General features: G+C 46.7%; 20 protein-coding genes and 1 tRNA gene. 4 read left to right on the top strand and 17 right to left on the bottom strand.

The window, feature by feature from the left end; genetic code table 11:
• Window positions 1–19: 19 nt before the first annotated feature.
• From NM125_RS12885 to NM125_RS12810, 16 genes are all read right to left on the bottom strand, one after another.
• Window positions 20–7,249, bottom strand: a complete 7,230-nt coding sequence (locus NM125_RS12885; RefSeq protein WP_255135358.1) for a helicase-related protein — start codon at window positions 7,247–7,249, stop codon at window positions 20–22.
• A 3-nt stretch (window positions 7,250–7,252) separates the two neighbouring features.
• On the bottom strand, window positions 7,253–8,671 hold the full coding sequence (locus NM125_RS12880; protein ID WP_255135357.1) for a hypothetical protein: 1,419 nt from the start codon (window positions 8,669–8,671) through the stop codon (window positions 7,253–7,255).
• 1 nt (window position 8,672) lies between these two features.
• Window positions 8,673–8,993, bottom strand: a complete 321-nt coding sequence (locus NM125_RS12875) for a peptidoglycan-binding domain-containing protein (protein WP_255135356.1) — start codon at window positions 8,991–8,993, stop codon at window positions 8,673–8,675.
• Window positions 8,990–9,385, bottom strand: a complete 396-nt coding sequence (locus NM125_RS12870; RefSeq protein ID WP_255135355.1) for a hypothetical protein — start codon at window positions 9,383–9,385, stop codon at window positions 8,990–8,992. Before NM125_RS12870 ends, NM125_RS12875 begins: the two co-directional genes overlap by 4 nt.
• Complete coding sequence (locus NM125_RS12865) at window positions 9,382–10,065, bottom strand: hypothetical protein (RefSeq protein WP_255135354.1); 684 nt, start codon at window positions 10,063–10,065, stop codon at window positions 9,382–9,384. The genes NM125_RS12870 and NM125_RS12865 overlap by 4 nt, the downstream gene beginning before the upstream one ends.
• Window position 10,066: 1 nt before the next feature.
• On the bottom strand, window positions 10,067–10,336 hold the full coding sequence (locus tag NM125_RS12860) for a hypothetical protein (protein ID WP_255135353.1): 270 nt from the start codon (window positions 10,334–10,336) through the stop codon (window positions 10,067–10,069).
• A 2-nt stretch (window positions 10,337–10,338) separates the two neighbouring features.
• A complete protein-coding gene (locus NM125_RS12855) occupies window positions 10,339–10,662 on the bottom strand; it encodes a hypothetical protein (protein WP_255135352.1) in 324 nt (107 codons plus the stop codon).
• Between the two features lie 13 nt (window positions 10,663–10,675).
• On the bottom strand, window positions 10,676–11,098 hold the full coding sequence (locus tag NM125_RS12850) for a hypothetical protein (protein WP_255135351.1): 423 nt from the start codon (window positions 11,096–11,098) through the stop codon (window positions 10,676–10,678).
• 3 nt (window positions 11,099–11,101) lie between these two features.
• A complete protein-coding gene (locus tag NM125_RS12845; protein ID WP_255135350.1) occupies window positions 11,102–12,115 on the bottom strand; it encodes a transglutaminase-like domain-containing protein in 1,014 nt (337 codons plus the stop codon).
• Window positions 12,116–12,332: 217 nt separating this feature from the next.
• Window positions 12,333–12,758, bottom strand: a complete 426-nt coding sequence (locus NM125_RS12840) for a hypothetical protein (RefSeq protein ID WP_255135349.1) — start codon at window positions 12,756–12,758, stop codon at window positions 12,333–12,335.
• 2 nt (window positions 12,759–12,760) lie between these two features.
• Entirely contained in the window at window positions 12,761–13,489 is a 729-nt protein-coding gene (locus NM125_RS12835) for a coiled-coil domain-containing protein (protein WP_255135348.1), read from the bottom strand.
• A 153-nt stretch (window positions 13,490–13,642) separates the two neighbouring features.
• Complete coding sequence (locus tag NM125_RS12830) at window positions 13,643–13,885, bottom strand: hypothetical protein (protein WP_255135347.1); 243 nt, start codon at window positions 13,883–13,885, stop codon at window positions 13,643–13,645.
• A 398-nt stretch (window positions 13,886–14,283) separates the two neighbouring features.
• A complete protein-coding gene (locus NM125_RS12825; RefSeq protein WP_255135346.1) occupies window positions 14,284–16,599 on the bottom strand; it encodes a hypothetical protein in 2,316 nt (771 codons plus the stop codon).
• Window positions 16,599–17,363, bottom strand: coding sequence for a CHC2 zinc finger domain-containing protein (locus tag NM125_RS12820; protein ID WP_255135345.1), 765 nt, complete (start codon window positions 17,361–17,363; stop codon window positions 16,599–16,601). The genes NM125_RS12825 and NM125_RS12820 overlap by 1 nt, the downstream gene beginning before the upstream one ends.
• A gap of 11 nt (window positions 17,364–17,374) precedes the next feature.
• Window positions 17,375–17,563: a hypothetical protein gene (locus tag NM125_RS12815; RefSeq protein WP_255135344.1), complete on the bottom strand. Its 189-nt coding sequence runs from the start codon at window positions 17,561–17,563 to the stop codon at window positions 17,375–17,377.
• 224 nt (window positions 17,564–17,787) lie between these two features.
• Window positions 17,788–18,066 (bottom strand): hypothetical protein, encoded by a 279-nt coding sequence (locus tag NM125_RS12810; RefSeq protein WP_255135343.1) that lies wholly within the window; start codon window positions 18,064–18,066, stop codon window positions 17,788–17,790.
• 76 nt (window positions 18,067–18,142) lie between these two features.
• On the opposite strand from NM125_RS12810, the gene NM125_RS12805 reads away from it, so the two are divergent.
• From NM125_RS12805 to NM125_RS12795, 3 genes are all read left to right on the top strand, one after another.
• Entirely contained in the window at window positions 18,143–18,562 is a 420-nt protein-coding gene (locus NM125_RS12805) for a hypothetical protein (RefSeq protein WP_255135342.1), read from the top strand.
• Window positions 18,563–18,772: 210 nt separating this feature from the next.
• Window positions 18,773–18,846, top strand: a tRNA-Ile gene (locus NM125_RS12800).
• A gap of 180 nt (window positions 18,847–19,026) precedes the next feature.
• On the top strand, window positions 19,027–19,272 hold the full coding sequence (locus NM125_RS12795) for a GIY-YIG nuclease family protein (protein ID WP_255135341.1): 246 nt from the start codon (window positions 19,027–19,029) through the stop codon (window positions 19,270–19,272).
• Window positions 19,273–19,326: 54 nt separating this feature from the next.
• Here the strand turns inward: NM125_RS12795 and NM125_RS12790 are convergent, their stop codons facing one another.
• Entirely contained in the window at window positions 19,327–20,442 is a 1,116-nt protein-coding gene (locus NM125_RS12790) for a hypothetical protein (protein WP_255135340.1), read from the bottom strand.
• A gap of 203 nt (window positions 20,443–20,645) precedes the next feature.
• Between NM125_RS12790 and NM125_RS12785 the strand changes: the two genes are divergently transcribed.
• Window positions 20,646–24,536 carry a type IIG restriction enzyme/methyltransferase gene (locus tag NM125_RS12785; RefSeq protein WP_255135339.1) on the top strand — a complete coding sequence of 1,297 codons (3,891 nt, stop codon included), beginning with the start codon at window positions 20,646–20,648 and terminating at the stop codon, window positions 24,534–24,536.
• Window positions 24,537–25,549 lie beyond the last annotated feature (1,013 nt).

Genomic DNA, 25,549 nt, shown 5'->3' with positions numbered 1-25,549 from the left:
CGTTGTTCTGGCGGGTGGCTCAATTAAGAATGCCCCTGCCGTCTATGTTGACGTTAGCGATGATGTACACATCACCGTATTTAAACACCGGTCGCTTGCCCGCATCGAAGTAGTGGAAATAGTGATTGTCTTTGCCTTTTTCGTCATCGGCGTAGATAATCTTATCGCTCACGTACATAATGCGGTCGGCATAGCCGGCACTGATCAGTTTCTCGCCTAAAGGCGGAAACAGCTCATAATCGTAGTCATCTGCCGGGAAATGATGAAACTCCTCAAACATTTCGGCGGCTTTCGGGTCATTGTAAGCTCCCTTGGAGAGCCTCATTAAACTGGTTGGAAACACATAAATAGTGGTGCCTTTGGCGTTGATGATCATCGCCAGATCATCGGATTCTGCTTCCATGCGCTGCATGTAGCCTTTGGAGTCGATGTACTCCAGTTCCTTGACGATGCCGGAATACACCAGCGGCTCTTCGTATAGTGTTTTAAGCACGCCATGCCGTTTGGATGTTTTGCCAGTCACACTGTCCGCCTTGTTCTCACGAAGTTGAGGCGATCCTTTGGGTGCACTGCCTTTTAGCGAACCCACATCACGGACAGTGATCGTTTTGCGGATCTTGTATTTCGGGGCGATGCGGTTGATCTCTTCATACAGCTCGTTCCGGTCATCGTAGCTCACCGCCACCAGCTGGTTGACCACATCGTTGAGTTCGATCACGGTCTTCTGGTTGTTCTCCCGAGCCGATTTGGCCGCTTCCAGTTCGGCTTTGGTACTTGCCAGCACCTTTTGAAGTTCGGTCAGGGTTTTCTCGGTCTGCTTTAATTCACTGCTTAGCAGTTCCCTGCGAGAATCCGAGGTTCTGATCCACGCTTTTTCGAGTTCCAGGAATAGCTCCGCCAGTTTTCGGGTGATGATCGGTTGCCACTTTTTGATGGTAAACATCCCGGCGGACTCTTTGATGGCCTTGAAGCTTTGCTCGTTACCCGCCTCGTCTTTTTTAGCTTTTTCGGCATCAATGTCGATGCCGTATTCACTGTAAAAATCTTCCTCCGTGGCAATGATGTTGCCAAGGTTGCCAGAGATGGATTTTCCTTGCCCGGTCTTTTCTTCCAGCGTCCACCCAAAGGTACTGCCCAGCTCTTTGGAGGCCATGCGTTTGATGGCCCCCCACGTCTGCTTGTTGTAAAACGAGCGGTCAGCGATATTGCTGTCGGGGATTAGGTGAAACCACACCCGCCCGTTGGCATTGTTTTCGGGCACGTCCAGCACGGTTTTCATGCGGTAGCCGGAAATGCGTTTGGAGTCGGAGCTAAGCTGGATATCGAGCTGGTACGGCTCGCCGTTCCACCCGTACTGCACGTCAAACAGGTTCTCCTTTAACGCTTTTTCAGCGCTTTCGGGAAGCTTTGAGTTTTGTAAGGCCGATTCCCGCTCTACCACGCTTTTCATGCGATCCTGTTTTCCCTGGATATCGGTGGTCGCCTGCGCTTGGCTGGCTTGGAGTCGTTTTACTTCAGATTCCAAATTGTCAATCCGGTCATCGAGCACATTCTTTTGCGCCAAAGCTTCAAAGAATTGTTTCACCCGTGGATCAGAGTTGGTAGCAGCTACCATTTGCTCGTATTCCAGCGACTCCGAGTCGCCACCGGTGGAGACTTCTCTGCCAGTGCCAAAGAACAGGTCATCAATCCAGCTTTGCTTTTTGGAGACCAGTTCCAGCCGGTACTGATCAAAGGAGTCCTGCATCAGGTAGTAATGGATTTGTACTTCGGGGTACTGGTTGCCTTGGCGAAGCCCGCGCCCATTGCGCTGCTGGATTTGCGAAGGCGTGTAGGGCACGTCCATATGGTGCATGTCGGTCGTCCACTTCTGAAGGTTCATCCCCTCGGCAATGGATTGGTTGCCAATCACCACCCGGTACTTACCCTGGTTAAAATCATCCTGCACTTCTTTTTTGAGCGCTTCTTTGTCGTCTTTGCTACTGACGGAGTAGTCATCCCCGTTTTTATTCGTGCCGACGATGGACCCGTTGATGATCGCGATCTGCTCTTTGGGGATTCCGGCTTTGACCAGCTCGGATTTGATGAGCTGATGGAAGCTACCTCCCTGAGACTGATGAAGGCTGATCCAGTCGCAGAATATAATCTGGTTGCGAATAGCAGGGCTGGCTGGATTGGATCGGCTTGCTTTGATCTGCTCCCATTCTTTATTGAGCTTATGGGCGCGTTCGGTAGCTTCTTTTTCGTTGCCAAAGATGCCTTCGCTCCATGTGTGTTCTGGTTTTTTGGGCTCCAGTATATGCAGGGGCTCATACACTTCTTTCTTTTCATCCCAGACCACCCAGTAGCCGCTCTTTTCTTTTACCACACCCTTGCTGGTAATGACCTCAATATGGGATGGGTTCTCCCGGAGGTGCGGAGGAGTCACGGCAATCTGTCCTCTGCCTGGCCGGTGAAAATAGTCGCCGTATAGGTCTTCCGGCACCATTTCGGGAGCGGGATTGGAACGGGCCCCGTAGGAAGCGGCCACGTTTTCGACCATTGCTCCAAGCTTGAGGTAGGATCGGTCGATACCTTCAAAATCCTTGTCGTACACCCGCAGGTCGGTCGCAATTTTGCTGCCATCGCCGGTAATTACAAGAAAGTTGTCGCGGGTTTCGCACTGCCGGTCTTTCATGCAGGCGATGACCTCGTTGGCCCGGAGGATAATGTCATCAAAAAGAAGCTTATGCAGCTCGCTGGGCTCAATAATCACGTTTCGGGTACTGGCCTTGGGGCGCTTGAATTTGGGTTCGAGCACCTTGGGTTTTCCATCCTTGCCATTGACCGTTTTACCGTCCTCATCCTGAATATAGTCTGGGAATTCCTTGTAAAAACCAATCAGCTGATCGTAGCTCTTGATGTCCATTACCTCGTCAATGATCTTGCGCATTTCCGGCAGGTTGTAGTACCCGGCCACCACACGCTCGGAGCGGTATTCTCCGTTGGTCTTTTTGACGATCTTTTCTTCTTCCCGGACAAACAGGTTAATGAAGTTATCGAGGTTTTCAATTTCGTATTTGGCCAGCAGATCCGGGGCGCATAGGTTAAGCATGTGCCACACCTCTACCGGAGAGTTCACGACCGGGGTTGCGGTAAGCACAAACACGTTTTTATGGCCCACTTTGCTGAACAGCCACCGCGTTTTTTGCAGGGTGTCTTCGGCTCGCTGGGAAGGCTTGTTCGCCGAGATTCCCAGCTTGGCGGCTTTGGCCGAACCCAGGGCGTTTTTGTAGAAATGCGCCTCGTCAAAGAACAGGCAGTCCACGCCCAGCTCGTCAAAGAAAATATCGGTTTCAAGGCGCTTGGAATGCGCCACATTGCGGAGCTTGGTTTCCCATTCTTCCATCTGCTTTTCCATGCGTTTGATCATGGAGGTTTTGGCCGCTTTCGAGATGGCCTCGTCTTCTTCAAGCAGATCCTCAAAATTTTCCAGCATTTGGTTGAAGTAGTCGATGCGCTCCTGGTAAATACGAGCCTGCTCTGCCGGAGACAATGGAAGTGATTTAAAGGCGTGGTCGGCGATAAAGATAGCGTCCCAGTTGTAGAGCTGGGCCATCGTAAGTTCTTTATGCTTGTCGCCACCGGCCATTTTCATGTTGAGGACTTTGGCGTCGGGAAACAGCATCAGGTATTCTTCCACCCATTTTTCCTGCACTTTTCCAGGCACGACAAACATCGGTTTTCGGGCGGCTCCCTGCTGGAGGAGCACTTGGGAGGTGATAATGGAAGCCAGCGTTTTTCCGGCTCCCACATCGTGGCAGTTGGCACCTTTGCCGTTCCACACCAGCTTTTCGGCAATGGCGCGATTGTGCTTGTACACGGTAAAGTCTTTCACCCCGTAAAAGGTGTCGCTCATGCCTCGAACCCGAAGGGTGCGCCCGTCAAAAGGCGGGTTGATCACCGCGTTATAGGTATGGTTGTAGGCGGCCTCGATCATGCCTCGGACTTCGGAGGAAGCTTTGGTGCGCACCCAGTTGTTGAACTTTTTGGGCACGTGCGTAAGCATCCGGTTGTTGTTCTGGCGCTGTATTTTTCGCGCCCGTTCGATGAGCATCTGACCGCGTTCTCCCTTCATGGATTGCGCTTCTTTGAGCGTCATAGACGGCATGAGGTTGTCGTCCTCATCATAGAATTTCAGCGGAAAGGTGCTGTCCTGAATGTACGAGGTAATGATTTTGGTAAATGGCGTCTCGCCCCAGCCCAGGTTGTTGTCGTCGGGGGTTTCATCGCCCGTGCCCACATAACGGCCCCATTTCCGAAGCTTCATGTAGAACCGGTTGCCGAGCTCGGCTTTGTCTTTGACAAGGCCGATTTCCACTTTGTCGTAGTTCATTTCATCTTTGATCCACTCTTCAATAGCTTTGGCAGGCAGGTAAGTAAACACATGCTGCGGGTCCACGGTAATGTTGTACACGTCGATCCATTCGGGCACCACCTCTTGTAGCGCCTTGATGTTCTTTTCCAGCTCGTGCTCCTGGGCCAGTTGCAGTTTCTCGCGCACGTTACCCGAGAGGTACTGGTAGCGAAATTCGTGGTTTGACGTGGCCGGATTCCAGTAAAAGTCAGGGTGATCTTCCAACGCTTTTTCCAGCTCCTCTTTGCTCGCTGTCCCCCCTTTGTACACCGACTGGTAGAAGTCAATATCTAAGGACTCGCCAATACTACGTCCGAACATCGCCAGTTCGGCCAGATCGTCGGAGTCCTTTACCGCGGGCACGTAGTTGCGGTTGAACATGGAGTCAGCGTCAATGATATCGGCGTGCACCAGTTCCCCGTTAAGCGGATCTCGCTTCACGAGCGTCGTGAGTTTGTAAAGCCGGTTGTCGAACTTGAACACTTTGCGGATGTCCTCGTCTTCATCAGGAATCCCGTACTGCTGGATGTGCCCCGCAAGCAGCTGTTTGAACTCAGCGCGGAGGGCGTCTTTTTCGCCCGTTTCTTGGGCTAAAGCCGTGATGTAATCATCGTATTTGTCCAGTAGCTGGCAGGCCGAACGAATGCGGGCATCCAGCCCGGAGCCGCCTTTGAGCGAAAGCCGCTTGAAAAACCGTCGCTGCTTCTCGTAAAAATGGTTCTCGTGGAAGACAATATTTCCCGGATGATACGACCTTGGAAGGTCGAGCATAATCCCATCATCGGGAATGTTGTACAACGGCATCTCGCCCGGAAGCGCGTAAGGAAAAGTTAGTCCGTCAGAAAGTACCCTTTGAATGAGGCCTTCGGAAAGCTCGCCTTTAACGCCCATGCGGGAATAAAACTGTACGTGGTGCCCCTGAATATGCTCACCCAACACGTGGCTTGGGTGTTCTTTATAGTACGGGTTGTAAGAAGCGGTATAGGTTTCACCATTATAGGAGACCTGACTTTCAATCAGCTCCTCTTGGGCAAAAAGTCGGTTGAGTTTCGAGTCCACGTCCGGATGAATGTCGCCCTGATGCTCTCCATATTTCTGGAAGAAAAGAATATCGGTAGTTACCGTGGTATCGGCGTTGTCTTTAAACGCCGTTGAAGGCAGCCGGTAGGCCCCTACAAAATGGGCGCGTTGTATCATAGCCTGACGAATGGACGGGTCTTTTTTATCCATTGTGCCCGTCGAGGTGATCACCGCCAAGAAACCACCGGGTTTAAGAGCGTCCAGGGATTTTAGGATAAAATAGTCGTGAATGCGGGGGCTAAGCGGGGCCAGCGGGTCGCGGGAAGTATGAATTTTCAGGTCCCCAAAGGGCACGTTCCCAACCACGCCAGTCAGGTTGTATAGGGAAAGATCGGTGTCGGCAAAGTTTTCGTGGCGCACGGTCTGCATTGGGTATAGCAGACTCGCAATACGGGAACTAATGGCCGAGCGTTCGATCATGACCATCCGAAACTTGTCGCGGTCGGGAAGGAATCCGGCAAAGTTGCCCACGCCAGCGCCCGGCTCTAAAATATTGCCACCCGTGACACCCATTTGTTGAAGCTTATCCCAAATGAGTTTGACCACGGGGTACGAGGTGTAGTGCTCATTTAGCAAGCCCCGCTTGGACTGCTCGGTGGATTCGGTGTAGCCTAACCCGCCCGCCCCGGTGTAAGAGCGGAGTAGGTCGATATCGGATTTGGTAATCGCACGGTCTTCTTTTTGAAGCACCCCGATGGCCGCTTCGTTGGCTTTGCGACGCTCGGAGGCGGTTAGCTTGATGGGCGCAAATTCCGAAAGTTCGGTGTCGCTAAACCTAAAAGTTGATTGGCCTGATTTCTTTTTGGGCTGTTTGGCAGGTGTTGGTTTCTTAGATGTGGCTCGGTTAAATACCCCGTCAAAATCGACGCCGATGATGCGACCGTGTGCCCGAAATAGTTCCAGGGCTTCCTGCTTATGCTCCGCTGGAAACTTTTCCAACTGAAACGCCAGAGCCAGTTTTCCTATGGTCCGTTCAAAATCTGCCTGAAGTTGCTGGAGTTCTCCACTTGGATTGGATCGAAGGGTAAGCTGGGTTTCAAGCGCTTCCAAATCGACCAAATAAGGTTCGAGTTTTTCCGCTGATTCGGTGTCGCCTTTGTCGGCTTTCCACGCGAGTTGGGTGAGTTCTTCCAGCAGTGCCCCGTTAAGCTGGCCCACTTTATAGGGCTGGTGCGAGGCCGCCGAAATCATGGACATGCGTTTGGTTTTTACCTGGATTTCGACCGGATACTGCTCGTCCACAACAAGGATAAAATGATGAGCGCGGTAGCCATTTGCCGGATGTTTATATTTGTCTTCGTGTTCCCAGACTTCACCTAATTCGCCCGAGAGGATACGCTTCACCATCTGATCGACCTGCGCCTGTGTTTCGGCAATAGCCATACAGCCTGCCACATCGGTCAGGCCGGTAGTATATTTTTCTCCGGCTTTGGCAGCAATCTTTTCGGTAAACGGAAACCGCTTGCGAATGAGTTTACCGAGCGTGGAATACACTTCTTTAATGCGCCCCTTTACGATCAGCGCCAAATTCATCCCGATAAGGCCGTTCATAACCTTTTTCAGGGCTGGGATGTAGTTGTTTTTGGTCTCAATAACCGCTTTGATCTGCGGGGCCAGTTCGGCCTCAGAAACCGGGGCGGTATCGCCCGGTGTAAGCGGGTTAGGATCATCAATATTGACAATCCCGTCGGAGTCCCAGTCGCCCAACCAGTGATCAAAGTCGCCGGTGGACAGGTGGGTAATCTGGTCGATATTTGTTTTAACTACGGGCATGGCTTAGCTAAGGACTTTTTCTAAAAAGGCATCGAGTTTGGCCTGGCTTTTTCGGGCGGCTTCTAGGTCTACTTCAGCCTTTGGAGGCGTCTGCTCTTTAGGCTTAGGTGCTGGTTTGGATTTCTTTACCGCCGATTTTTTCTTGGCGGTTTTCTTGGTGGGCGGAGTAGGTTTGCGCTTAGGTGTTTTCTTGGCTTTGGCTTTGCCGGTTGGCGGGCAATCCGCGGTGCCATCTTGCAACTTTTCCTGCCTCCGGTATTCTCGCGCGCCCAACACTTTCTTTGCATGATCCTGGGCCAGAATCTGCACTTCCAGATTGCCGTGCTTTTTCACCAGCTGAGCCCAGGAAGCGGCAAATCCGCCTTTGGCCCCTTCGGTGCAGATCTGGGTTTTCAGCTCCCCGTCAATGAGCAGCTCCACGATGTAACGTTTGTTGTAGTAGTCGGGCACATAGCGAATGCTCAGTGTTGCCCGTTCGGACTCCCCGGAATGCTGTTTGGCGTAACACGGCATTTTGGAGCCGAGCAGGGAATTCACCCGTTTCCAGGAGCGCAGTTTGTGGAGGGTATTAATTTTTTTGAGTGAGATCGTAAATGGCAACTCTACGGGATTATCGCGTGGCTCGCTGTGCGTGGGATTCATTAAATAGCTTCCTCTTTTTGAGGCCCAATGGGCTGCCTGCTGTTTAGTGAGATCAAATTCACCCTGAAAGAAGTCGATGAGTTCCTCATCTGTTGAGGTCTCATTATTAGATAGCTGGTCTTCCACTCCTTCATGCTGGCTTTGCGTAAGCGGGGGAATAATTTTTAGAGTTTCGGCAGTGCCTGACGAACCAAAAGGAACGTCGATGGCATTTAATACCTGATAGCGGTTTTTTTCGGTCTCAGCCAGTCCCTCTTTGGTTACTTTAATTTCAATGTCGCATTCGTGTGCGATACTGGTGTTGCCCTTATACTTGCCATCTTTGGTCGCATGGGCCACCATGATGAACCCAATGCCTTGTTCGCGGCACCACTGTGCCAGTTCTACAGTGGAGGCGTCTTTGGCGTCAATGACAGAAATGGAATCCAATACGCAAAAGGCAGATCTGTTTTTCAGCAGGGTTTCTTTTAGCGATGTGAGTGATTTCCACTTAGTAAAGTTCAGGTTGTTGTGGGTCGCTTTTAATCGCTTGACTCGGTCAATGAGTGTTTTACCGAAATGTTCTTCGGCTGGTATATATTCGACTCTACCGTGCTGTGCAAGAGCGTTTGCAAGGCCTAAACTGAAGGTGGACTTTCCGGCCCCTTTCTCACCCCAGATAAAGATGACGGCATTTTTCTCCGGTTCCCCAAGAAGTGTACCATAAGGTTCGGCAATCTTGATGCCTTTGATGTTTATTTTTGCCAGTTCTTTGGCGCTCAGAGTGTTCTGGATGTCCATATCAACGGTTCCTCATTTTTTTAGCGATCACAATTAAAGCACCGATGGCAATGCCAGCCAGAACAGCTTTGGTCAGCATGGCTTTTTTATCTGTTTTCATGTTTATTTGAGCATTGGATACCCCCAGTTTTGAAAGTAGTGTTGGCCCGGCCTCTCCGGTTACCGGAAGAGAATACCTACGTTGAGCTTTCATAACGGCAGATTGTGTTTCACTTCCAAATTTTCCGTCAATACCATATTGAGGTAGATCAAATCCTGCTTTTTGCAATCCTGCTTGGAGCCTGATTACCTGTTGTCCTGAGGCGCCTTTACTGAGAGTCATTTCTTCGATTTTGAGTTATACGTTCGATGTGCAAGCACACCTATTGTGATACCGATCAGAAGCGTAGAGCTATACTTTATCAGTGGTGATTTAGCTGAGGATGATAAAGGATCATCGGTAGTTAATTTCTTTGCCAGAGCCACCAGATCCACATACTCGAAGTAGGCGTCAATGACTCCGGCGTTCTGTTCATATACCCTGGTGATACCTGCTTTACTGGTGGTCAGGTTGGCCAGGTTGAGTCCCATCGTGGCAAGCTGGCCGCGACGACCACTTGTGGCGCTCTGAAGTTTCCCCGCAAACAGCTTAAAGGCGTTTTGCGAGGTGCGTTGCAGGTAATCGTCCATGCCGTGTAATGCAGTACCGGTATGTGGTATAAAAGTTGATTTCATTCGGCAGGTACTTTAGGAGCTAAGGCTTTTACACCCGCCCGAAGTCCAGGGAGCATGGGGGCTAAGAAATAAAGCCCCGCACCAGCAACCGATATAATGATCACCCGTTTGAGTAGCGTATTCACCTCCCCAAGGGTGTTACCCGGTCCAAGTTCGGGCATCTTGTACCACGACTCGGTGGGTGGAGAATACACCCCGGACTGCTCGCCGGTTTTCTGGTCCAGGTCGAGGGAAATGGGTGCTGACTTTTCGATGAGATCTGAAGCGGGTAGCTTGCTTAAATCAACATCATCCGGGTACACTTCAAAAATTACTTTATGGCCCGAGGTTGGAACAAACGAGCGGTCAAAAACGAGTCGTCCCTGTGCGCGGCAACCGTCCATCATCGACGTTCGGAACCGCTGGAAGCCTAACACCGATCTGGTCTGCTCCGAGCGAACCACCACAAGGGCGTCGGGACATTGACCCCAGCTGGCCATAAACGGTAGAAAAAGAACTTTTGCCCAATTACGGAAGGTTTCAATTTCAAGGTCAAGCGAAAACGGAACCCCGCTGGGCGGGTTCCCCGAGGCGGGGTTACGCCCGATAATGCGAAGTTCTACAGCCTCGGAGCTTATGATATTGCTGGACAGGTTGAGCTGCCCGAGTCCGGTGTCGATATATCCAGATTGCGCGTTCATTTTACCTCCTTAGCAAGCGGTAGCCTACATAAAGGCCACCTGCGATTAGTAAGGTGTTCTGGTTATCCCGAATCCACTGCGAAAGTGAAATCGGCTGCTCCTGAAGTCGCTGGCATAGTTTTTTGGCCGCAGGCTCTTCGCCTTCGCCCATTTCTATGACCTGCATATCCGGCTGCTCGTAAGAAGTATCTTCCGTGTCAGGCAATACCATAGGGGCATGGCCACCTGGAACGCCACCGTCTAAATACGTTGAAATTCGTCCTGCTTGCATACTTACTTCTTCAGCACTTTGAGTAGAATGATCCCACCGACTATGGCGATTCCTGCTATGCCCGCATACTTGATCAACTCTCCCGAGCCGCTGGGAGCAGGTGCGCCTTGGCCGGGATATAGCACCGGCGGTTGTCCGCCTCCAGACTTGTTTCCGCCTTTGTTGACGACCCCATCTATGGTCACCACGGTATCGGTTGCGGTCTTAAGTAAGTCGTTGATAGAGGTTAAAGCCGAGCCAAATTTGGTTTGGGTGGGCTGGGAAACGGTAGCTGCTCGTTGGTTGAGAAGGTCAAAACTGGTATAACCGCTGGGTTGTTTGGTCATGGGACAGGCCTGCTTATTTAGAAGATTTCTTTTTTCGTTTCAGCATCAAAACCGCCAAAGCAATAGCTCCGGTAAGAGCAACTCCACCCACAGCGATACCCGACTTCATGGTCGAATTGGCTGTCTGCTGCTGGGAAGCGGTAGTGGTAAGATTGGTCTGGAGCGCCTGCATCATTTCTTCGCGCTGGCCTTCCCACTGGGCTTTCTTTTGAAGGGAAGCTTCGTGCGCTTTGCAAAGCGCCTGACTTTTCTCGCGTTGACGGCGGCAGCTTTTCAGCTTGCCAAACATTTTGCCTTTACAGCTTTGGTTGGCGTACCGGCACGGGTCGGTTTCTTCCCAATTGCCCAGTCCGGGACTGATGGCCACGGCAATCACCGCATTTTCCTCTCCAATGACAGTATCCTCTAAGGGAATGATAAATCCACTTTTACTCATGGTCTATTTATTTAGGAGCATATACCCGCCACCAATCAGAACCAAGGTTCCAATGGCAAGACCAGCATACAGCCCCATTTTTTTGGTTTTATTTGCTGCTTGTTGTTGAGTAATCCAAACTGGGGAAAGTTGCCCGTAGCGATTCAGTTGCTGAACCGCCGGGGCACCAAGTTCATCTATAATCTGTGCGTAGCGCTGAAGGGTGGCATTATCCTTTTGGGAAAGACTGATGACCTCGGATTGCACGCCTCGCTGCATGAGGTGATCTCGAAGGGCTCCGCGCATTTGGCGCTCACCAGAATCCTTGGCTCCAAATATGCTGGACAAGGTATTTTTTAGTGTCATCCCGGTACTGGCCATTGTTGTAGCCGTGGTGAGTAGCGTAATAGGGTCAAGCCCCAAACCTTCCGGCATCAGGTTGGTGACGTGCCTGGATTTTTTAATGAGCCGCTCATCAAATACGTAACCTGGATATTTCAGCACAGTTGTATCGAAAGATTTCCAGCCGGTAGGTGATTGGTACACCGCGTAAATATGGTCAAAGTGACGTCCCGTTCGCGAGACAATGCGAAAGCCCGTTTGAATACCTAAGCTTTGCAGCAAGGCAGCACCTAAAATGGCATGATCATCGCAGTCACCGGCTCGCTGAGTAATGGTGACAAAGGGCGATTGAATACGCTCGACATCCCATGGGTCGCGCACGTAATTCACGTTGCGCACCATCCACTTGTATATGGCGGAGGCAATAGCGTCAATGTTTCGCAGGTCGGGTTGTCCGGTAAGCCGGTGTCGCCGGATTGTGCTTGTAATTTTGAGAGCAAGTGAGCGAATGCGCTCGTCGCCGGTATATTTAGTAACCAACCTGCTGGCTGCCGAAATTACGCCTTCCACACCGGGGTAGGCCTGGCGTCGTGTAGAAAGAGGTACTGTGGATGCTTCCAAAGAAGCATCCACAGCCCGTGCTCTGGCATGTTGCTGCTGGGTATCTGGTAATATCTGTACGTAGCCACTTTGCATCAACGTATCAACCCTTTGGTAAGCTGGCTAATCGAGTGGACGGGATTTTCCTTGATTCTTTTATGGGTTAAAGATGCCAATCCATATGTGGGAAAATTTTCGGTAATTAAGACTCCAATAAATTGTCCATTTCGGGTCACGGTGGTAATACTTGCTTCCTCGGCTATGGAGAACAGCTGATTTCGCAGTTGGGAGATCGTTTTAGTTTGGACTGTCCTCATGAGTGGGCAATTGGATTAGTTCGCGTTATGTATAACTTCTGCAGTTCTGCAATTACATCAACCAATAGCGCTTTTTCTTCTGGTCGAAGTGAAAAAGTACCCGACCAAATGAGTAATAGGTTGGTGGCAGCACTGGCAGAGATACCGGCATAGGTCGAAAATTGCCCTGATCCATCCACTAAGGGATATATACTTTCTGCAATTCGTTTCGCGCCGATATCTCTTTCCAATGCCCTTCTGCCCAATTCAATAGCGATACTGATCCAGTCCTTGGCCGTCAAAGATCTGTTTTCAATGCCCTGAATGATTCCAATTTGTGATTGTATGGCCCGTACATAGGTTATATAGCGGGCCGCAGAGGGGGAGTCGATAGCCATAAAATCCAAAGCAGCCTGTATTAATTTTTGATAGGGGAAGTGCATGCTCATTGATTGGGGGTAGTTGGGTTATTTGCCTGAGTTTGCTCTTTCGGCTGAGCTTCCTCTAAAAGGGGCTCTGGTTGTGATGGCCTGGAAGTTTCAGGAAAATGTTCTGTAGGTTCACCAGATGAGGTTGCTTCGTTTTCAGGTGCAGTGTTAATGGTCTCCGAAGGAGGTGTATAGGTTGCAATAGGGCCTAATCCATGCCGCTGCCCAACGATGATGCTTATTAATCCGCCAAGGGTATCAATTACCTCCGGGGTCTTTTTGACGAACTGTTCTACAAGTTGATTTCCCGGAGACTGCTGAGCATTTTGATATTCCAGGTCTTTTTTGAACTGTTCACGGTCCAGTTTTTCAATTTCTTTTTCCAATTCATGGACCTTTGACGTGTTAGCTTCTTTAAGCCCATCGAGTTTATCTCTGAATTCCTCCTTCAGCCTGGCGATCTCATTCTGGTGGGCTAACAGTAATTCGGTTTTATCTTGGGAAAGGTCTTTTCTGGCTTGAAAAAGCTCGTCGGTAATCTGTTGGATTTTGCGATTTGCATCCGTTAGTTGTCCTTCGAGCTGGAGGCAGCGCTCGTGGTAATAATTTCCAGCCATAGAAAACTTAGCCGGAATATTCATACTCGAATAAAACTCAGCCGGCGGTCGGCCGGGAGAAGCTTTTATAGCTCCGCCTATTTTATCATCAGCAAGCGTGTCGTGTATATGTTCTGAATGATCTGCCATCTGTGTTCTGTTTGGTTCGAACACAGAATAGGCAGGATATAAATGGAGTTAAATGGCCCTTGGAGGAATAACTGGGGATGTGAGCAAGTAAAAATTTTCTGTAAGCACAAAAAATTGGAAAAAATTTATTGAGTGAATTGGAATTATTCTTTTTTACTCAATTTGTTTTTTCATGCTGAAAATGACCTGCTCAACTTGTTCTTTAGCAACTACAAAATGAGCGGGTTTTCGGGTGCGTTGATTGATAGCCATGGGACGGGGAGAAAGAAGAGGACGCACGCAATCATAAAAAAGGCTGCTTTTCATCCCCGTTTTTTCCTCTACATATACCTGGGCTTCTTTGATGGTCATTACTTCGCGGTCAATTATTTCTTGCATGGATTTTTCAGTCTGCATGGAGTTTCTAATTAGTGATGGTTATGTATTGATTTTCCGGTAAAACTCATTTTATTCCAAAAAAATGTTTCAAATACCTAAAAATTACACTGAGGCATATTTAAAGGCTGATTTCTATGAAACATTTCCTGAAACATGCCTGTTTCACGATGGATTGCGTTTATTTTTGGGGTAAATAATTTCAATGATTTAGAAGAAATACCCGTGAAACACAGATGAAACATTCCTGTTTCAGTAAAAAGGGTGAATGTTTCATGGTGTTTCATAAATGTTTCAGCAAAAGTTTCATAAAAAAGTGTATTAAAAGTATCATAAAGTATGTTTTTAGTATTTTGAAACATTGAAACATAGATTTTCTTCTTTTTCGGTCTTTTCTATTCTATAGCTAAAAAAATAGCTCACGCCGAAGCTATTTCTTCTTTAAACAGTTCGGTGTTTTCCGTCCAGGGCTGGCTTCCAGCAGGCTTAAATTTGTCCCAGTTAAAGGCGTTGCGAAACAGCTCGTTTTCTACCGCATTCGGGAGGTAATAGCCCCGCTGACGAATGGTATCGGTCTTTAGGTTGCTGTAACTGTCAACAATGGTCCAGTTCACCACCTTAAGTTCGCCTTCCGGAGTCAAATCGCTTAAATCCCGAAGCTTCTCATCCACGATATCACGGCGAACCATGCCATCGGTGCCTCTTTTTTCGTATTCGTAGATGTCCCAGATCGCCTTGGCCCAAATTTTGAGTGTGCCGTCCTTGGTCCAATTGAAATGATGTACGGTGACCTTCAAAGATTGGATAAGTGTACCGATGGTTTCAATAAATTCGGTAAGCGGATCTTGAGAAGAGTAACGGATGGCTGTTTTAACGACTTCATCCCGAGCAAAAAGGAAAAGATCTTCCCCGGTAACCGAGAGAAGCCGTTCCTCATTACGTTCCTTGGTGAAATTGCGGTAATAATCATCGTACATGGCTTTGTCTTTGATCTCTTCCAGCTCGTCCAGCGAACCCGATATCAGGTTCCGGTAGTCAGGATTTAGCCAGTAGGAAACCGTAACCAACGAGGCAAACTGATTAATTTGCCGGTCTTGGAGCACCACATCCTTCATTTTATCACCCAGCTCGGTTTTAACCGCATCTTTGAGCTTGAGCCGGATACGTTCCATGTCCCTTATAAAGTCTTTTCGGTTGAGCAGGTGGTAGTTTTTTAGAAAAGAAAGCATAAGCCGCTGTAGGGTAACCCGATCATTGAGTAGCTCTTTTACGTGATCTTCTGGACCACGGGTTTTTTTGCTGTAATGAATGATTAGCGAGCGGCTAAGCAGGTGATCGGTGGCGGGCAAAAAGTTGCTGCAAAACAGAGGCATGGTACGCACTACTTTATGTTCCTTGCCCCATTTGTTGCCTTTCTTGATGTTAGTAGGTCGTGGCTTGAGTTCAAACCAAGAGTTCCAAATCTGGTCTTCAATCTTGGCTTTTTTACCAGGAACTTGAGGAACGTGCTCATCTATCCATTGGGGGATGTGGGATTTTTGCTCCAGCGCCTCATCTACCGATCGGGCCGGTGGTGTGTTCAAACTATCCAGGTGATTTATTCCAAAGAAATCCTGAATGAGCTTAGCCATTTCTCCTTTACCCACGTTTCCTTCACCATACAGGTAGAGAAAGATGACATGCTTGTGAAGCGTGTAGATTTCGTCAAAAAAAACAAACGCAAACACGTAAGCGATGATAAATTTCCCCCAAAGTCTGAAATCTGTAATGCCTCCAATCATGCCACAAAAGTGATGCTCAACTTCCACGAGTTTTTTATAAAATTCTTGGTCATTGTACAGGCTTTCCTGAGCATTTTGGAAATAACCATCAGGATTGGCTATCCCTAAATCATAATGCGGTAAGTGAATAGCATCTTCTGGGGGCTTTAAAAACTTGTTATCGCCTACGGGAAAAGCTCCATCTCGCTGGGCAATGAGTTTAATGTGATCAAATGGTTTCTTTGGAAAGCTTACCAGCACGTTACCGGCAAGTAAATACCGGGTTTTTTCAAAAGAAATGATCCCAAAGTGATCAAACTCACGGACAATGCGGGGTTTAAACTCGATGTTTACATGCAGCCAAAAGCTGCGCATGTCTTCGTTCTTCATGTTTTTCACCTGGAGCACGTCTTTATTCCATACGCTTTTGGAAAATTCCTCTACGCTGTGGGTTTGACCGGGCTCGAAATTGAAGGGCTTGTACATGGGAATGCCTCCCCGAAGGTACCGGAGCTGGCCAACATAGGTGCGTTCCCATTCTTTCTTTTCCGGATTCCATTTTTCGATAATGGACTCCAGTATGAGATCAAAATCGGTTACAGGTACTTTTTCTCCACCCCGTTTACGTACCCATTGGTAGTTGTCGAAATCCCGTTCGTATTCTTTGGCTGCGTTTTCTTGAAATTTTTGGGCCAACCAGCGCTCATAGTCAACGGCCAGGTTCATTTCCGCATACTGCCGTTCGGAGTCTTCTTTTATTGCAATAAATTCAACCATATTGAATTCATTGCCCTCGGAATCAGTACAAATTTCCGTGTCGAGGTTTAAGGTGAGAAAAGAATCGGGATTGTTTTCAGAAAATACATTCGGAATTCGTTCAATAAGTATGGTTGTATCTGCTAAATGGGCAAATTCTTTAAACTCTTTACGCAGATACCAACGCCAAAAATCGGCGTTGAACATTGGGTTTGTCATTATGTGGTCAATTCTTTGAAATTATCTGTTGCATAAGTGATGTACACAGACCGGGTGATGTTGTCAGGTATCCCTGCAATGAGCTGTATCACATCCTTATTTGTAATTTTTTGGGTAGTCTGAGCGGAGCAATAGTCCACCCAGTCCATTTCCTGGAATTCTTTGGAATAATCTGGAATAGCGAATACTTCCAATTCAGCTTTTAAAGCCGCTTCAAAGGAGGGTTTAAGTATTTTCCAGGAAGTGCCCTGAGCAACGAATATGATTTTCTGCGCTCTTTTTCTTAAAAGTTTTGCAGCTTCAAGGCTTAGCTGGCCATCTATGAAAAGAAGTGGTGTGAATGGTGCGATGCCTTGTTTAAATGCTATATAAACTTTCCCGGTTTTGAGGATTTCGGACTTCACCGAGGAATAACCTGGAAGTGTGTCGTCTTCTTTTTTTACAGCCTGTTGAGATTTCTTCCTACTTTTATGTGATATGGTTAGGTGATATCGGTCGGCCAATAAATAAATGACTTCAGTAAAGGTCAGCCCATCAAAAAACTCTACGAAACTTATGGCATCACCCCATGCCTGGCAGCCAAAGCATTTATATGTGCCTTTATTCTCATGCACATAAAAAGATGGAGTCTTTTCAGAGTGAAATGGACAACACGCCTTGTAGTAACTGCCAGATTTTTTTAAAGAAATGCGTTCAGAAATGATTTCGATAATATCATTTCTGGATGCTTCCCTCACATGGGGTATCGCTTCGTAGAATGTCAATCAGGTTTGATCTATTGCAAGATCACTCGGTTAAGTTTTTGTTTAGCCTCAATCAGAATAACTGCGACTTTTTTGATATCTGAGTTCTTTTTATCCCGAATCAGTATTGAAAAATCATTAAGATTCACATCGGTATCTATGAATGCAGCAAGTCCCCAAATAGTAGTTCTTAAATCTTTAGTAAGCGGCTTCCTATTCATTAAGGTGCCTCTTTAGTTCCGAGACATGTATTAGGTGTTTACCATTACAATCTCTCTTGATCTTCTTGTACCTGCCTTTTCCGGCATAATTTGAAACAGATTTAGAATTTATGTTAGCTAATAGCGCGAATTCTTTTGAATTCAGCCATTCTTTGTTTTGTAGAAGAGTATCGTTTACCAGTGACCGTATCAGCTCCAATTGATTGGAAAGTCCATCAATTGCATTAATTATTTGTTTTTGTTTTATCTGAGTCATTTCCATTTAAAAATTCTTCCCAAATACTTGGGTGCTTCTTTTTGCTTTGATTAATGGTTCTATTTATTACTTCACGTATCCAAGGGGTTTTGTCAGTGTCTTGCGCTACCCGAATTAAAGCGGCATGTGAAATCCCAATGGAACCATTTGGCTTAGTTAGAGTGTTAGCAAAACCTTTCAAACTTCTTTGACTGATACCCAACGCAAACTTTAATTGTGAATGTGTATTAGGTATTTGATTAGACATAATAATATTTAGTTACTTACACACTGTAAGTAGATGAATTATAGTTAATTAACGAATTGGCAAAATTACAGATTAAATGCATTCAAGCACAATCAAAAAAAACAGTATCGCCGAAAGAATTATATTAATTAGTAGTAAATATGGTTCGGCTAAAGAATTTTTAGACAAATGTGGAATTAACAATTATTCGTTAATTACTGATTTGAAATATGGGAGAATAAAAAAACCAGGTTCAGAAGTATTAGCTCAAATCGTACTTGGATCTGGATGCGATGGGACTTGGCTTCTCACCGGAAAAGGAGAGATGTTTGGAAGCGTATCCGAAAATGCAGGTTTTACCATTTCAGAGAAAGAAAAAATGAAGAATGCCCTCACACTTCTTCTAAATTTTGATTTTAGTGAAGGGCAGAAAGGAATTTCAGAAGCCAGAGAACTTGAAATAAAAGTAGCAGAGGCATTAGTAATGCTTCTTAAAAAACACTCAAAATTACATTGAGTCGAGGCGCTTTTTATTTCTATATTTACTTACACAATGTAAGCGAACGAAAAGGAACAGGATTGTACAAAGCTAAAAACATAAATCTTAATTTTAATGCCAATGTACTATGTACAATCGGTGGAGAAAATGGAACTATGTACAAAACTATGTACAATTTTGATTCAGTTTTAGCTTATGAGGTCAGAAATCGTTGTTTATGATATCTGAGGGCCCGTAGCTCAGTTGGTTAGAGCAGTCGACTCATAATCGATTGGTCGGGGGTTCAAGTCCCTCCGGGCCCACTCTTCTTCGCTGAAGCTATGAAGAGCAGGCCCTTCTTTTCTGAAGCTTTGATGGTAAGGCATTTCTTTTGTGAAGCTATGATAAGCAGGCCCTTCTCCCCTCTAAAGAATAAAATATTTTGTAAGGAATAGCTTTTTTGTCGCTCTTACTATTTGATATCAATATTAAAAGCGACTGATATGTATTACGTATATATCCTGAAGAGTAAGGTTAGAGATTGGCGATATGTGGGGTTTACCCATGATCTGAAAAAGAGGTTTAAGCAACATAATGAGGGCAAAAGTACGGCCACCAAGAATTATAAGCCTTTTGATTTGGTCTGTTATGTAGCAGTTAAAGACAAAGCCACTGCCATTAAACTTGAAAAGTATCTTAAAACAGGTTCAGGCATAGCATGGATGAACAAACGCCTGATGCCTGGCTAACAAACTCAACCCCCGGTCTCCTTCGCTGAAGCTATGGAGACCGGGGTTACTTTTTTAGCCTCCCGTTATTCCCTTCTTCAAGGTGCTAAATATTGAGACAAAAGCCTTTTGAAATACCACAGCATCTACGGATATGGAATAAGAGATATCAAACACACGCTTTTCAGTTAGAAAATTGCTTGATTCGGGTGCATCAGAATTAGTGAAATAGGGTATAGAACCATCGAATTCCTCATCACGGTAATCATAAGGCGTATCGATTTTTTTCACATTGTGGGACAGGTAAGAAAGCCCAAGATCAACTCCCTCTATAACTTCAACATTAATCCCACCATAAAAATCAGAAAACACATCTTTATTTAAACTGGTGCCAACATGAAGTGATAATGAGTGTGAAAGAAAATCTTTAAAAGAATTTTCATTACTCATGATGCCGAAAAAAGAAGTGTTGTCCGTTAGGTCTTTTTTAGCAAATGGATAAAATGAAAGCATCATGGTAGGAGCAAAACCCCAGTCTTTTGAGGAGATTCCCTGTATTCTGTAAATAGTAGTTGTATCGGCTAAAAACTGAGATTGCCGAAAGCCAAGCTTTAAATCATTATTACTTAGGTTCTCAATATCTCCAATATTTGCGGTTCTTGACTGAATATTAACATCCTGAGTTTTATAATAGGTAGCGCTGAACCCGGCTCTAACCCTGAACCGATATTTTTTTGGTATCTGTATTGCAAAACTACCTAACGGATCCCAACTATTATCCGGTGCCTTTCTGTGAAGGTTAAAAGTAGCTTGGTTTCCGGCTTCAAACATACCCAAATAGAAAAAGGCCCCGCTATCCCGAACTTCTCTAATTGGTGGGCCCATTTTTTCAGGACTTGTAAAGGGAACAAGATCTGCTAAAGGATTAAACTCTCTCACAACAACCGTATCTAATTCAACCTTAAAAGTGCTAAAGGCATCACTCGTCAGCTTTAAATATAAAGGAGTATCGGCGGGTAAGTGTTTAAAGTGATTTGAATTAAATACTGGCACCTGAAGATCTTTGTTGTACTGAATTTCAATAATATGGCAGTTAATTAATTCATCATGACACTTAGATTGTGCGTGTAGGGATAGACTACCAAGCAACAGAAGGGGTAAAGCAATTATTATAGTTTTTGTCTTATTCATATTGACCTCAGTTTTATGTACGTATAAGCACCACTGAGCATATGCTATAGAATATTCGAATTTAACTCACCACATAAGTGTGCGTTTGTGTATTTGAAAAGAGACCCGCTTTTCGGCTGATGAAAAGCAGGGTGAGTTTTCCTTTCCGGCTTTCTAATCAATCCTCCTTTCCCTATAATCCGTTGTTAATAAAAGAAAAATAGATGCAGCTACAGACTAAAACCGTTCGGCAGGGGATCAACAAAGCTTACCTGAAAGTAAATGTTAAAAGAGCAGACCTGGATGCCTTTAAAATCGAAGCAACGAGATACCTGAATCAGATTGAGGAAGCAGGCAGTGAAAGTGAAGAACATCTGAAAGCCTACCTCAAAGATTTTCTCTCCAGGTCGTTTTATGAAAGGGAAGAAAAGCTTGTAAACACCAGCGACAGAATTGACCTGGCCATCTATTCAGGTAAAACGACTTCCTCCTCGGTGGATGTGATTATTGAAGCCAAGCGTCCGGATAACAAAGCTGAAATGATCAGCAAAGATAACCCCAACCGAAAGGCCCTGCAGGAAGCCCTTCACTATTATTTTGACCAAAGGGAAAGCGGGAATGATGACCTGAAACAGGTAGTCATTACAAATTATATCGAGTTCTTCATTTTTGATGCCCGGGAAATCGAACGCCATTTTTATTCCAAAAAGAAACTGCTAAAAACCTATCGCCAGTGGAAGAATGATGAAAAAGTTTCTGGGAAGACGGATTTCATCTACCAAAAATTTGAAGCGTTTATTAACGAGTCTGATGCTGATATAACCGTAACGCACGCTGATCTCAGCAAATATCAAAAACAGCTGGCAGCCGAAGCCAATGAAGAGTCCGACAAAAAGCTGATTCCTTTATACAAGCTCTTTTCACCGGAACACCTGGTGAAGAAGAACTTTGCCAACGACAGTAACTCCCTCGACAAAGGCTTCTACAACGAACTGCTGCATATACTCGGACTGCAGGAAGTGAAAGAGAAAGGGAGCCGGTTGATTCAGCGTCTGCCGAAAAAAGAACGCCACCGCGGGTCGCTGATTGAAAATACCATCGAGATTTTACGGTACGACCAGCACATGAACGAAGTGCGTGATGCCACCGTGCACTATGGGGATGAGGAAGACGATCAGCTGTTTGGGGTGGCGCTGGAATTGGTGATTACCTGGATGAACCGGGTGCTGTTCCTGAAACTGATGGAAGCCCAGCTGCTGGCGTATCACCAATATGATGAGAAATTTAAATTTCTGAGTTACGAAACCATTGATGAGTACGACGAACTCAACAAGCTCTTTTTCCGGGTGCTGGCACTGCGGAACCAGGAACGACCGGCATCGGTGCAGGAACGCTTCGGGCATATACCGTACCTGAACTCCTCGTTATTCGATTCCACCAGGCTGGAGAAAACCACCATTCAGATTTCCGGGCTGGATGATAAAGCCACGCTGGATTTGCATTCCCGGAGTATCCTGAAAAAGGGAGCAAAGCCGCCTAAAGAAAAACTGAGCACCCTCGATTACCTGCTCCGCTTTCTGGATGCCTATAACTTCAGTGCCGAAAGTTCGGGCGGCATTCAAACCGAAGATAAAACGCTGATCAACGCTTCGGTGCTGGGCCTGATTTTTGAGAAGATCAACGGCTACAAAGACGGCTCGTTTTTTACCCCCGGCTTCATCACCGAATATATGGCGCGGGAAACGCTGCGTAAATCGGTGACGGATAAGCTGAATGAAGCCTTTGGCTGGGATTGCGGGAGTTTTGATGAACTTCCCCGGAAAATTGAAGCCAAAGAGCTTTCGGAAGTGAATGAGGTGATCAATTCCATTACCATTTGTGACCCGGCGGTGGGGTCGGGGCACTTCCTGGTTTCGTGCCTGAATGAACTGATTGCCATCAAATCGGAACTGAAGGTGCTGACAGATCACGAGGGTAAGTATATTTCCCGCCTGGATATTTCTGTGGAAAACGATGAGCTGGCGATAGAGCACAACGGCGAATTGTTTGAGTACAAGCTCAATCACCACTGGAAAAATGGCAAGGTAGAACGCAAACCCGCCGGCAAAGAAAGCCAGCGTATTCAGGAGGCGCTGTTCCATGAAAAGAAATTCCTGATTGAAAACTGCCTGTTTGGGGTAGATATCAATCCCAACTCGGTAAAAATATGCCGCCTCCGCCTGTGGATCGAACTGCTGAAGCACGCCTATTATACATCCGGCCCGCAAGAGATCCCGGATCAGGTCCAAGATGACAATAAAGAAGAGGCTCTTTCTCCCTCAGAAGGGAGAAAGATGTCCGAAGGACAGGTAGAGGGAGGTGTTTCTCCCTATTCCGAGCTCGAAGTCCTCCCCAACATCGACATCAACATAAAGCAGGGGAACTCGCTGGTAAGCCGGTTCGGGCTGGATGAAGACCTCAGCTCCATCTTTAAGAAAAGCGAGCACTCGCTGCACGATTACAAGCAGGCCGTACGAAACTACCGCGAAACGCGCGACCGAAACGAAAAGCAGCGCCTGCAAAAATTGATTGATGATATAAAAGCCGAATACAGCGAAAACCTGCTCAACAACAAGCCCATTAACAAAAAGCTGAGTAAAGCCCGCGGTAAGCTGGAGCTGATGCAGAACGAAGATTTATTCGGGGAAGGCAAGGCGACGAAGAAAGAGCTCAAAAAGCAGGAAAAGAAAGTTGCTAAACTGGAAGAGCAGAAAGCCGAAGAAGAAGCCGGCGCCTTTTACCGCGAAGCTTTTGAATGGCGCTTCGAATTCCCGGAAGTGCTCGATGAAGAAGGAAAGTACATCGGTTTTGATGTGGTGATTGGGAATCCGCCTTATGTACGGCAGGAAGCCTTAGGCGATATAAAACCCTTTCTGAAAACTCATTTTGAGGTATATGCGGGAACCGCAGATTTATACGCTTACTTTATTGAGCAAGGGGTGAAGCTGAATAAAGAAAATGGCTACTTCCATTACATTGTAGCCAACAAATGGATGCGGGCAAATTATGGAAAGCCACTCCGAACCTGGCTACAACAAAAACAAATTACAGCCATTACCGATTTTGGGGATTTATCTGTATTTGAGGAAGCCACCACTTACCCCTGTTTATTGGAAATAAGGAAATCTGATAACCCAACGGTATTTAAAGCGCTGGAAGTGGAAACCCTACCGGTAGAAGATTTTGATGTACTGGAAGAAGAACAGGCTTTTGAGGTAGATGCATCAAAACTAAGTGAGGAAGGGTGGTCGTTAGTGCCTTTGAGAACTCAAAAATTACTGGAGAAGTTAAAAAAAGCCGGAATCCCTTTGGGAGAATATGTGGACGGAAAAATTTATCGCGGTGTATTGACGGGTTATAACAAAGCTTTTGTGATTGATGAAGAAACCAAAGACCGACTGATTGAAGAAGATGCTTCCAGTGCAGAAATTATTAAACCGTTTTTGGCTGGACGAGATATTAAAAGGTATCAGCAGCCGGATCAAGAGAATTATTTAATCTTTACAAGAAGAGGGACAGATCTTGATAAATACCCGGCAATAAAAAAATATTTAGAAGGCTTTAAAAAAGAACTTGAACCAAGACCAAAAGATGTCCCAAATAAAGATTGGCCGGGAAGAAAACCCGGAAGTTACAAGTGGTATGAAATTCAGGATGCGGTTGACTATTTCGAAGAATTTGAAAAACCTAAAATTATAATACCAGCTATCACAAATCAGGCTAATTATACTTTTGATAAGGAAGGGAAATATTCGAATGATAAGACTTCGATTATTCCCATTGAAGACTTAAATCTTTTAGGAGTTTTAAATTCCAAAGTAGCTGACTTTGTAATAACTCATACTTCATCGACAAAAAGAGGTGGGTATTATGAATACAAACCAATGTATGTTTCTGAAATTCCTATCGTTAAAACAGATTCATTAAAGGAATGCGTAACACAAATCCTCACCGCCAAAAAAGAAAACCCCGAAGCCGACACCGGCGCGTTGGAGGCGGAAATCGATCAGCTGGTGTACCAGCTCTACGGCCTCACCGAAGAAGAAATAGCCATCGTGGAAGAGAGTGTGGGGTAATTAACAAACCCACACCCCGCCCGGCGCCCCCGTCATTGCGAGGAGCCCGTAAATCCGAATGCAGGGCTGGGATGCATACCGACGCGGCAATCTCCCCGAATCGACCTCCCAAGTAGCTCAAGGAGATCGCGTCGTCGCCCGGCAAGGGAGTCCGGCTTCACCACACTTTACTCCTCGCGATGACCGTCTTTTTTCTACTCATTAACCCCGCACGCGTCATTGCGAGGAGCCCGTAAATCCGAACGTAGGGCTGGGTGCAAACCGACGCGGCAATCTCCCTGAACCGACATCCCAGGCACATCAAGGAGATCGAGTCGTCCGGCAGGGGAGTCCTGCTTCACCACACTCTACTCCTCGCGATGACCAGGTTTTTTCTACTCATTAACCCCCCCACGCGTCATTGCGAGGAGCCGTAAATCCGAATGCAGGGCTGGGATGCATACCGACGCGGCAATCTCCCCGAACCGACCTCCCAAGCACATCAAGGGGATCGCGTCGTCGTCCGGCAAGGGAGTCCTGCTTCACCACACTCTACTCCTCGCGATGACGGGTTTTTTCTACTCATTAACCCCCCGCGCGTCATTGCGAGGAGCCCGTAAATCCGAATGCAGGACTGGGATGCATGCCGACGCGGCAATCTCCCCGAATCGATATCCCAAGTAGCTTAAGGAGATCGCGTCGTGGCCAGGCAGGGGAGTCCTGATTTACCATATACTACTCCTCGCGATGACGGGTTTTTTCTACTCATTAACCCCCCGCGCGTCATTGCGAGGAGCCCGTAAATCCGAATGCAGGGCTGTGATGCATACCGACGCGGCAATCTCCCTGAACCGACATCCCAAGTAGGTTAAGGAGATCGCTTCGTCGCCAAGCTGGGTTGCCATAGATTCTGCAAGGTTCCTCCTCGCGATGACCGGCTTTTACTACTAACCACACACTACTCCTCGCGATGGCCGGGTTTTGCTTTCATCGATGTAATCAGACATAGTTATTTCACCAAAGAAGAAGGGAGA

The sequence above is a fragment of the Gracilimonas sediminicola genome, from assembly GCF_024320785.1.
Classification (GTDB): domain Bacteria; phylum Bacteroidota; class Rhodothermia; order Balneolales; family Balneolaceae; genus Gracilimonas; species Gracilimonas sediminicola.
Note: the sequence above shows the minus strand (reverse complement) of the source record. Positions and strands in the feature narration are given on the sequence as shown.

What these genes read in the sequence shown, in the direction of transcription:
- NM125_RS12850 (WP_255135351.1), bottom strand. Translation starts at nt 11,098, where the DNA reads ATGAGTAAAAGTGGATTTATCATTCCCTTAGAGGATACTGTCATTGGA.
- NM125_RS12865 (WP_255135354.1), bottom strand. Translation starts at nt 10,065, where the DNA reads ATGAACGCGCAATCTGGATATATCGACACCGGACTCGGGCAGCTCAAC.
- NM125_RS12815 (WP_255135344.1), bottom strand. Translation starts at nt 17,563, where the DNA reads ATGAATAGGAAGCCGCTTACTAAAGATTTAAGAACTACTATTTGGGGA.
- NM125_RS12830 (WP_255135347.1), bottom strand. Translation starts at nt 13,885, where the DNA reads ATGCAGACTGAAAAATCCATGCAAGAAATAATTGACCGCGAAGTAATG.
- NM125_RS12855 (WP_255135352.1), bottom strand. Translation starts at nt 10,662, where the DNA reads ATGACCAAACAACCCAGCGGTTATACCAGTTTTGACCTTCTCAACCAA.
- NM125_RS12790 (WP_255135340.1), bottom strand. Translation starts at nt 20,442, where the DNA reads ATGAATAAGACAAAAACTATAATAATTGCTTTACCCCTTCTGTTGCTT.
- NM125_RS12810 (WP_255135343.1), bottom strand. Translation starts at nt 18,066, where the DNA reads ATGTCTAATCAAATACCTAATACACATTCACAATTAAAGTTTGCGTTG.
- NM125_RS12880 (WP_255135357.1), bottom strand. Translation starts at nt 8,671, where the DNA reads ATGGACATCCAGAACACTCTGAGCGCCAAAGAACTGGCAAAAATAAAC.
- NM125_RS12840 (WP_255135349.1), bottom strand. Translation starts at nt 12,758, where the DNA reads ATGCACTTCCCCTATCAAAAATTAATACAGGCTGCTTTGGATTTTATG.
- NM125_RS12795 (WP_255135341.1), top strand. Translation starts at nt 19,027, where the DNA reads ATGTATTACGTATATATCCTGAAGAGTAAGGTTAGAGATTGGCGATAT.
- NM125_RS12785 (WP_255135339.1), top strand. Translation starts at nt 20,646, where the DNA reads ATGCAGCTACAGACTAAAACCGTTCGGCAGGGGATCAACAAAGCTTAC.
- NM125_RS12885 (WP_255135358.1), bottom strand. Translation starts at nt 7,249, where the DNA reads ATGCCCGTAGTTAAAACAAATATCGACCAGATTACCCACCTGTCCACC.
- NM125_RS12875 (WP_255135356.1), bottom strand. Translation starts at nt 8,993, where the DNA reads ATGACTCTCAGTAAAGGCGCCTCAGGACAACAGGTAATCAGGCTCCAA.
- NM125_RS12845 (WP_255135350.1), bottom strand. Translation starts at nt 12,115, where the DNA reads ATGCAAAGTGGCTACGTACAGATATTACCAGATACCCAGCAGCAACAT.
- NM125_RS12870 (WP_255135355.1), bottom strand. Translation starts at nt 9,385, where the DNA reads ATGAAATCAACTTTTATACCACATACCGGTACTGCATTACACGGCATG.
- NM125_RS12825 (WP_255135346.1), bottom strand. Translation starts at nt 16,599, where the DNA reads ATGACAAACCCAATGTTCAACGCCGATTTTTGGCGTTGGTATCTGCGT.
- NM125_RS12835 (WP_255135348.1), bottom strand. Translation starts at nt 13,489, where the DNA reads ATGGCAGATCATTCAGAACATATACACGACACGCTTGCTGATGATAAA.
- NM125_RS12860 (WP_255135353.1), bottom strand. Translation starts at nt 10,336, where the DNA reads ATGCAAGCAGGACGAATTTCAACGTATTTAGACGGTGGCGTTCCAGGT.
- NM125_RS12805 (WP_255135342.1), top strand. Translation starts at nt 18,143, where the DNA reads ATGCATTCAAGCACAATCAAAAAAAACAGTATCGCCGAAAGAATTATA.